General features: G+C 75.5%; 9 protein-coding genes. 3 read left to right on the top strand and 6 right to left on the bottom strand.

Going from position 1 to position 7,335, the window contains the following annotated elements; all coding sequences use genetic code 11:
* Positions 1-652: DUF3152 domain-containing protein (locus tag E1300_RS45880; RefSeq protein ID WP_242619828.1), on the top strand; the 652-nt coding region annotated here is incomplete at its 5' end.
* Between the two features lie 628 nt (positions 653-1,280).
* Complete coding sequence (locus tag E1300_RS45885) at positions 1,281-1,901, top strand: IMPACT family protein (RefSeq protein ID WP_131763553.1); 621 nt, start codon at positions 1,281-1,283, stop codon at positions 1,899-1,901.
* Between the two features lie 133 nt (positions 1,902-2,034).
* Here E1300_RS45885 and E1300_RS45890 read toward each other — a convergent pair whose 3' ends face one another.
* The 3 genes from E1300_RS45890 to sigJ form a co-directional block, all read right to left on the bottom strand.
* Positions 2,035-2,985 (bottom strand): GlxA family transcriptional regulator, encoded by a 951-nt coding sequence (locus E1300_RS45890; RefSeq protein WP_131763554.1) that lies wholly within the window; start codon positions 2,983-2,985, stop codon positions 2,035-2,037.
* A gap of 7 nt (positions 2,986-2,992) precedes the next feature.
* Positions 2,993-3,571 (bottom strand): cysteine hydrolase family protein, encoded by a 579-nt coding sequence (locus E1300_RS45895; protein WP_131763555.1) that lies wholly within the window; start codon positions 3,569-3,571, stop codon positions 2,993-2,995.
* Between the two features lie 137 nt (positions 3,572-3,708).
* Positions 3,709-4,593, bottom strand: coding sequence for an RNA polymerase sigma factor SigJ (gene sigJ, locus E1300_RS45900; RefSeq protein WP_131763556.1), 885 nt, complete (start codon positions 4,591-4,593; stop codon positions 3,709-3,711).
* A 492-nt stretch (positions 4,594-5,085) separates the two neighbouring features.
* Here sigJ and E1300_RS45905 point away from each other — a divergent pair, with 492 nt between their 5' ends.
* Positions 5,086-5,457 carry a DoxX family protein gene (locus E1300_RS45905; protein ID WP_131763557.1) on the top strand — a complete coding sequence of 124 codons (372 nt, stop codon included), beginning with the start codon at positions 5,086-5,088 and terminating at the stop codon, positions 5,455-5,457.
* Between the two features lie 151 nt (positions 5,458-5,608).
* Here the strand turns inward: E1300_RS45905 and E1300_RS45910 are convergent, their stop codons facing one another.
* From E1300_RS45910 to E1300_RS45920, 3 genes are all read right to left on the bottom strand, one after another.
* On the bottom strand, positions 5,609-5,866 hold the full coding sequence (locus E1300_RS45910; RefSeq protein WP_131763558.1) for a hypothetical protein: 258 nt from the start codon (positions 5,864-5,866) through the stop codon (positions 5,609-5,611).
* A 36-nt stretch (positions 5,867-5,902) separates the two neighbouring features.
* Entirely contained in the window at positions 5,903-6,964 is a 1,062-nt protein-coding gene (locus tag E1300_RS45915; protein ID WP_131763559.1) for an NAD-dependent epimerase/dehydratase family protein, read from the bottom strand.
* A 128-nt stretch (positions 6,965-7,092) separates the two neighbouring features.
* Positions 7,093-7,335, bottom strand: a 243-nt coding sequence (locus tag E1300_RS45920) for a CGNR zinc finger domain-containing protein (RefSeq protein ID WP_131763560.1), incomplete at its 5' end; no start/stop codon positions are given.

Raw genomic sequence — 7,335 nt, forward strand, 5'->3', positions numbered from 1 at the left:
CCCGGCTCCGGCTCCGGCGGCGGCGGGCGGCGCGTCCCGGGCCGCCCGGTCGGGCAAAGTGGCCGCTCCGGTGGCGCCGGGACGGCTGGTGAACGGGCGTCGGCAGCCCGTCGCGGTGCGCATCCCGGAGTCGGCGGGCGGCCGCTACGTCCTCGTGCCGGGAACGGCGGCGCCGCCGCGGGGCTCGCGCGGGCCGGTCGTCCGGTACATGGTGGAGGTGGAGCGGGGGCTGCCGATCACGGGGGCCGAGTTCGCCGCCGAGGTCCACCGCGTCCTGAACGACCGGCGCAGCTGGGGGCACGGCGGCGCGATGCGGTTCCAGCGGGTGGCGCGCGGGCCGGTCCGGTTCCGGGTGTCGCTGACGAGCCCGGCGCTCACCGACCGGGAGTGCGCGCCGCTGGTCACGGGCGGGGAGCTGTCGTGCCGCAGCGGGATCCGGTCGGTGATCAACGCGCGCCGGTACGGGGAGGGCGCGGCCACCTACGGCGCCGATCTGGCGACCTACCGGGAGTATGTGATCAACCATGAGGTGGGGCACGCGCTGGGGCACGGCCACGAGCAGTGCCCGGGCCCGGGAAGGCGGGCGCCGGTGATGGTGCAGCAGACCAAGTCGCTGTACGGCTGCCGCCCGAACCCGTGGCCCTTCCCCTGACCACCAGGCGCCCGCCCCTCGACACATCCCTAGGCCGGGCCAGTGCGTGGCGCGTTCGCTTGGCAGGCCGACCCGGCCACCCGCCCGCTAGCCGGTAACGCGACCCGGCTGAGTGACGCAGGCCGGAAGGCGGCCCGACGCCCGTTCGGTGAGCCCGTCTCGCGGCCGACCGAGTGGCCCAACTTGGGAGTCAGCCCGGTGACCCGTCCGGCGGGCCCATCTCGCGGGCCATTTGGTGTCCAGCGACAGGCTGGCCCGGTGACCCGTCCGGTAGCTGCCCTGGTGGCCGTCCAAGTGGCCCAGCCCGGAAGGCGGCCCGGCGAAGCTTTCGGTGAGCTCGTCTCGTGGCCCATCGAGCGCCCAACCGCAGGCTGGCGCCATGACCTGGCCGGTAGCCGGTTCCATAGCCGACCGAGTGGCCGAGCCCGGAGAGTCGGCCCGGTGAGCCGATGGCCGGTGGTCCGTCCTGGCGGCCCGCCGGGTGCCCAACTCGCAGGTTGGCCCGATGACCTGGCCGGTGGGACGGTGGCGTCCGGCGGACCGGCGCGGGAGGTGGTCCATGGTCGGCTCCGGGGCCGCCAGTGACATACCGGACGGGTTGATCGGGCGGTTTAAACTCGGCGGGACCATGCGCATGATCAGGGCTGGGGGCACGCGTGAGCTGGAGATCCGCAGGTCGCGGTTCGTGTGCACGCTCGCCCGCGCGGGCGACGAGGCGGAGGCGACCGACTTCATCGCCGGCCATCGCCGGGCGCACCGGGACGCGACGCACAACTGCACCGCCTACGTGCTGGGCGAGCGGGGCGAGATCACCCGGAGCAGCGATGACGGTGAGCCGGCGGGGACGGCCGGGATCCCGATGCTGGAGGTGCTGGTCCGGCGCGGCCTGACGGGAACGGTCGCGGTCGTGACGCGCTACTTCGGTGGGGTGAAGCTGGGCGCGGGCGGCCTGGTGCGCGCCTACGGGCAGGCGGTCGCCGAGACGGTCGACGCGGTCGGCGTGGTGGAGCTGCGTCCGGTGGTGACGGTGACGGCGGTCGTGGACCATGCGCTGGCGGGCCGGTTCCTCGGGGACCTGCATGGACGCGGGGTGCAGCCCGCCGACGTCCGGTATGGGGCGGCCGTGGAGGCGGACGTGCCGGTGGAGGTCGCTGATCTGGAGGCTTTCGAGGCGTGGGCGGCCGAGGTTACGGCGGGCCGCGCCACGCTGCGCCGCGGCGCGACCACCCAAGCGGAGTTCCCGCGCTAACGCCTGACGCGGCCGTCGAAATACCGAGACGCCGCCGAGCACGGACCCAAGCCGGTCGCGGCCCTTCGCGCGGCCCTTCGCGCGGCCCTTCGCGCGGCTCTTCGCGCGGCTCTTCGCGCGGCCCTTCGTGCGGCTAGTGCGGGGGCTGGGGGCGGGAGCGGAGGCGGCGGAGCATGCGGGCGTCGGTGAAGCCGACGCTGCGGGCGGCGGCTTCGAGGGTGGCGCCCTGGCCGATCAGGTGCTGGGCGCGTTCGAGGCGGAGTTCCTGCTGGTAGCGCAGCGGGGTCAGGCCGGTGGCGGCGGTGAAGCGGCGGGTGAGGGTGCGTTCGCTGACGCCGGCCGCGGCGGCGAGGTCGCCGAGTGGCAGGGGACGGGTGTAGCCGGTGTCGATGAGGTCCTGGGCGCGGTGGACGGCGTCGCTGACGTGGGCGCGGTGCCGGAGCATGGCGCTGGCCTGGGGTTCGTCGCCGTTGCGGCGGGCGTAGACGACCATGGAGCGGGCGGCGCGGGCGGCGGCGCCGGGGCCGTGCCGGACGGCGAGGAGGTGCAGCGCGAGGTCGATGCCGCTGGCGATGCCGGCCGAGGTGACGACGCGGTCGTCGGTGACGTAGAGGACGTCGCGGACGACGGTGGCGCGGCGGTGGCGGCGGGCGAGGGTGTCCTGGAGTTCGTGGTGGGTGGTGCAGCGGTGGCCGTCCAGCAGCCCGGCCTGGCCGAGGGCGAACGCGCCGGCGCAGACGCTCGCGACCGTGCCTCCGGCGGCGTGGTGGCGGGCGAGGCGGCGCGCGGCGGCCGGGGAGACGGGCAAGGCGTGGGGGCGGCGGGTGGCCCAGCGCCAGCCGGGGACCAAGACGATGTCGTCCGGGGTGAGGTCGGGCCAGGCGGTGTCGGCACGCAGGGGCAGGCCCTGGGCGGTGACGACGCCGTCCTGCCCGGGGGCGCCGGGGGCAGGGTCGGGTTGGTCGGCGATGTAGGACAGCCGGTAAGGGTGGCGGTGGTCGGCGGCGGTGGAGAACACCTGGGCGGGTCCGGCGAGGTCCAGCAGGTGGAGGCCAGGGACGAGCAGGAAGGCGATGCGGGTCACGATCCGGTCAGGATAGGTCGTCGAGCGCGGCGATGGTGGCGAAGCGGCCGGCGAGGGCGTACTCGGTGCGGGTGATGATCTCGTCGGTGCCGAGGGTGGCGGGGTCGGCGAGCACTTCGGCGAGGGGGCGGTCGGCGGGGGCGTCGCGGTGGGGGATGGGGAAGGTGGCGGTGGCGTCGGTGACGAAGGTCACGGTGAAGCCGAGGTCGGCGGCGAGCCTGGCGGTGGTCTCGCAGCACTGCTCGGTCTGGATGCCGCAGACGACCACGTCGCGGATACCGCGTCCCGTGAGGAGCTGGTGCAGGTTGGTGGTGGTGAACGCGTTGCGCGAGGTCTTGGTGAGGACGGGTTCGCCGTCGCGGGGGTCGAGGCCGTCCATGAGGCGGACGTGCCCGACAGCGGGGTCGAAGACGGTGCCGCTGCCCGGTTCGGCGTGCAGGATCCACACGACGAGGTCTCCGGCGGCGCGTGCCGCGGCGACGAGGCGGGCGGTGCGGGCGACGATGTCGGGGGTGGACACGGCCTGCCAGTTGGGGCGGCGGCGGAAGGATTCCTGGACGTCGATGACGAGGAGTGCTCGGGTCATGCCGTCGATCCTGCCGGTGCGCCGTCCTGGACGGGAGGCATCATCGCGCCGGGATGCGGAACGATCCGGTCAGCGCCGCGAGGCGGGCGGGCGACCGTCTTCCCGGGACGGCGACGGGGCGGGCCGGGTCGGTGGTCTCAGTTCGCCGTCCAGGAGCGGAGTTTGTCGGGGTTGCGCACGGCCCAGACGCGGGTGATCCGGTCACCGGCGACGTCGAAGGCGATCACTGTGACGGTCCGACCGTCGGCGTGGGCGACCAGGCCGGGCTGCCCGTTGACCGTGCGCTCGGTGACGGCGAGGCCCGAGGCCCGGTGGGCGAGGCCGGTGAAGTAGCGCGCGACCTGCTCGCCGCCGTGGACGGGGCGCGGTTCGGCGCTGGCGAGGCCGCCGCCGTCGCCGGTCGCGACGGCGGCGGGGTCGAGGAGGGCGATGAGGGCGCCGAGGTCCTTGGCCTCCCAGGCCCGTTTGAAGTCGCGGACGAGGGCGGCGCGCCGTTCTGGGGGCGTCGGCGGGGACGCGGGCGGCCGCGCGGCGCTGAGGCGGCGGCGGGCGGAGGAGGCCAGCTGGCGGCAGGCGGCGGGGGTGCGGCCGACGATGTCGGCGACGTCGGCGAAGGGGTAGCGGAAGACGTCGTGCAGGACGAACGCGACGCGCTCGGCCGGGGTCATGGAGTCGAGGACGACGAGGAAGGCCATGTTGACCGACTCGTCGAGGGTGACGCGGTCGGCCGGGTCGGCGGCGGCGCCCGTCCGCCGGTCGGCCGGGTCGGGAGGGCCGGGCAGGGGCTCGGGGATCCACTGGCCGACGTAGCGTTCGCGCCGGGCCCGCGCGGAGCGCAGAACGTCGAGGCAGACGCGGCCGGCGACCTTGGTGAGCCAGGCGCCGGGGGAGGCGATGGCGGCCTGCTGCCGCGGGGACATGGCGTACCAGCGCGCGTAGGTCTCCTGGACGGCGTCCTCGGCGTCGGCGAGGGAGCCCAGCAGCCGGTAGGCGAGGTCGATCAGCCGACGCCGCTCGCTCATGACCGCGCTCAGGCCCGGGTCAGGCGCACCCGCCCCTGACCCGCGCACGCCGAAGCCCGCCCCTTCCCAGCCAGGACCCGACCCCTCCGGGCCAGGACCCGACCCCTCCGGGCCAGGACCCGACCCCTCCGGGCCAGGGCCCGAGCCCTTCAAGCCGGGGCCCGCTTCCGTGCTGCCAGGGCCTACTTCCTTCCCGCTGAGCCCTGGGGCGTCCTCACCCGCACTCGATCCGTCCCCGCCGAGGCCCGTTCCCTTCGCGCTGGGACCGGCGTCGTTATCGCCCGGTTCGGGTTCGTAGGGGCCGTTCCCCGGCCCGGTCGGTGTGCTCATGGTGGCGCGGCTCCCCGTTCTCGTCTCGTCCGTCATCGGTTCGACGGAGCGGCGAGGGCGGATGTGAGGCCGCCGGGCCGCCTCACATCCGTCGGGGCCGTCTCGTCGGACTGCTGGAACCGGTCGCCCTGGACGGGCGGCGATGACGATGGGGAGACTCCGGTGAACGTGTTCTTGTGGATCGTGCAGGCGCTGCTGGCGGCCGTGTTCGCGCTGTCCGGGCTGATGAAGGCCGTCCAGCCGAAGGAGAAGCTGGTGGACGGCTATCCGGTGCTGCGGGACTTCTCGCAGGCGGCGATACGGTCCATCGGCGTGCTGGAGCTGCTGGGCGCGGTCGGGCTGGTCGCGCCGGCCGCCGCCGGTGTCGCGCCGGTGCTGACGCCGTCCGCGGCGACGGGGCTGGCGGTCATGATGGTGCTCGCGGCGGCCCTGCACGCCCGCCGCCGGGAGGCGCCGGGGGTGGCGGTGACGGCCGTGCTGTTCGTGCTCGCCGCGCTCGTCGCCTGGGGCCGCTTCGGCCCGTACGGCTGGTGATCGCGGACCTGTGGCACGGCTCGGCCCCGGTCGGCCGTGGTGGGGCCTGCCGGGTGCCGCCGAGGTGAGGCCGCCGGGTGCGGTCGGCCGGATCAGGGTCCGCCAGGTGTGCGTCCCGCGTGCGTGCCGGTGTGCGTGCCGGGGGCGGGTGTCAGCCGCCGAGGCTGTCGAGCGCGACGTCGAGGCGCTGGGCGAGGCGCTCGATCTGCTCGTCGTTGGCGCCGGTGTCGAGTTCGGCGATGACGGCGTCGCGGGTGGTGATGACCATCATGGTCTCGGGCCCGTCGTCCGAGCCGTCCGCGGTGGAGGCGGGGACAACGGCGGCCTCGCCGCCGACGACGACGAGCGCGGCGTCGCGGTCGTCGGAGGCCAGCAGGGTGTGCAGGTGGTCAGGTGTGATCGTCGCCATTCGACGGGCTCCTTCTGTTGGTGTTGTGGTGGCGGGTCAGGGCTTCTGGCCGACGCCGGTGGTGAACTCGTGGGAGCGCATCGGCCCGCCGGTCTCGGGGGACAGGGGCGGGGTGTCGCGCCCGGCGCCGGTGCGCAGGCCGTCCAGGAACTCCTCGATGGCCTCGCGGGCGGTGCGGGCCGGGGTCCAGCCGAGCTCCCGGCGGGCACGGCCGGTGTCCATGAGCGGGACCTGGAGCGCGAGGTCGAGCAGGCCGGGCGAGGCGGGGACCAGGTGCAGGTTCCAGGCGGCGGACAGGACGGCGCGGACGCCGCGGGCCGGGAGGCGGACGGGGCGGGCGCCGAGCATGTCGGCGAGCTCGGCGGGGTCCAGGACGGGTTCGGCGGCGATGTTGTAGGCGCCGCGGGCGTCGCCCACGGCGGCGAGGTGGAAGGCCTCGCCGGCGTCGGTGGAGTGCAGTGCCTGGAGGCGCAGGCCGGGCAGGTCGGGGACGATCGGGATGAGGCCGGGGCGGGCCAGCGCGCCGGGCAGCAGCGGTCCGGCGAACAGGCGGCGCTGCTCGGCGGCGCTCTGCCGCTCGAAGATGAACCCCGGCCGGATCCGCACGACGCGGAGGGCGGGGTCGCGGGCCTCCAGGGCGTCCAGGAGCCGTTCGACGTAGGCCTTCTCGCGGCTGTAGGCGGCGCCGGGCCATCCGTGGGTGGGCCAGGACTCGTCGACGGGCCGGTCCTTGGGGCCGGGCGAGTAGGCGCCGACGGAGGAGGAGTACACCAGCGCGGGGACGCGTGCCTCGGTGACGGCGTCGAACACGCGGGTGCTGCCGATGACGTTGGCGTCCCAGGTGACGGCGGGCCGGTGGGTGGGCTGGAACAGCCAGGCGAGGTGGACGACGGCGTCGGCGCCCTGGAACAGCGGGACCAGGTCGGTGTCGGTGACGTCGGCCTCGGCCCATTCGGTCTTGCCGTTCTCGGCGGCGATGTCCTGGCCGGGGCGGCGCCGGGCGAGCCCGAGGATGGAGGTGACGCGCGGGTCCGCCGCCAGGGCCCGGATGGTGCTCGTGCCGATGTTGCCGGTGGCGCCGGTGACGACGACCCGCATGTGAGTGCCCCTTCCCCCCGGCCACCCGCGTGTTTCGGGGTGGACGAGTCGGGCCCATTCCCCCCTTGGGCCGATCTATGCGCGGTGGCCTGGCGCGGTGGCCTGCGCGGGGTGCGTGCCAGGGGGGGTCAGGTGCGGTGGCGGGCGCGGAACGCGGCGGCCTTGGCGCGGTTGCCGCATTCGCGCATGTCGCACCAGCGGCGGGTGCCGCGCCGCGAGGCGTCCAGGTACAGGCGGGTGCAGGGGTCGGCCTCGCACTGCTTGAGGGCGCCGGCCGTGGACCCGCCGAGCAGGTCGATCGCGGCGCGGGCGACGGCGGCGAGCGCGGCGGTGGGCCCGCCGGCGCGCTCGGTGCCGCCGCCGGGCAGGAG

It is taken from the genome of Actinomadura fibrosa (genome assembly GCF_900659615.1).
Taxonomy (GTDB): domain Bacteria; phylum Actinomycetota; class Actinomycetes; order Streptosporangiales; family Streptosporangiaceae; genus Spirillospora; species Spirillospora fibrosa.

Bases quoted from the DNA above. Each gene is read 5' to 3' on its own strand.
- E1300_RS45910 (WP_131763558.1), bottom strand. From the start codon at position 5,866: ATGGCGACGATCACACCTGACCACCTGCACACCCTGCTGGCCTCCGAC.
- E1300_RS45885 (WP_131763553.1), top strand. From the start codon at position 1,281: ATGCGCATGATCAGGGCTGGGGGCACGCGTGAGCTGGAGATCCGCAGG.
- E1300_RS45915 (WP_131763559.1), bottom strand. From the start codon at position 6,964: ATGCGGGTCGTCGTCACCGGCGCCACCGGCAACATCGGCACGAGCACC.
- sigJ (WP_131763556.1), bottom strand. From the start codon at position 4,593: ATGAGCGAGCGGCGTCGGCTGATCGACCTCGCCTACCGGCTGCTGGGC.
- E1300_RS45895 (WP_131763555.1), bottom strand. From the start codon at position 3,571: ATGACCCGAGCACTCCTCGTCATCGACGTCCAGGAATCCTTCCGCCGC.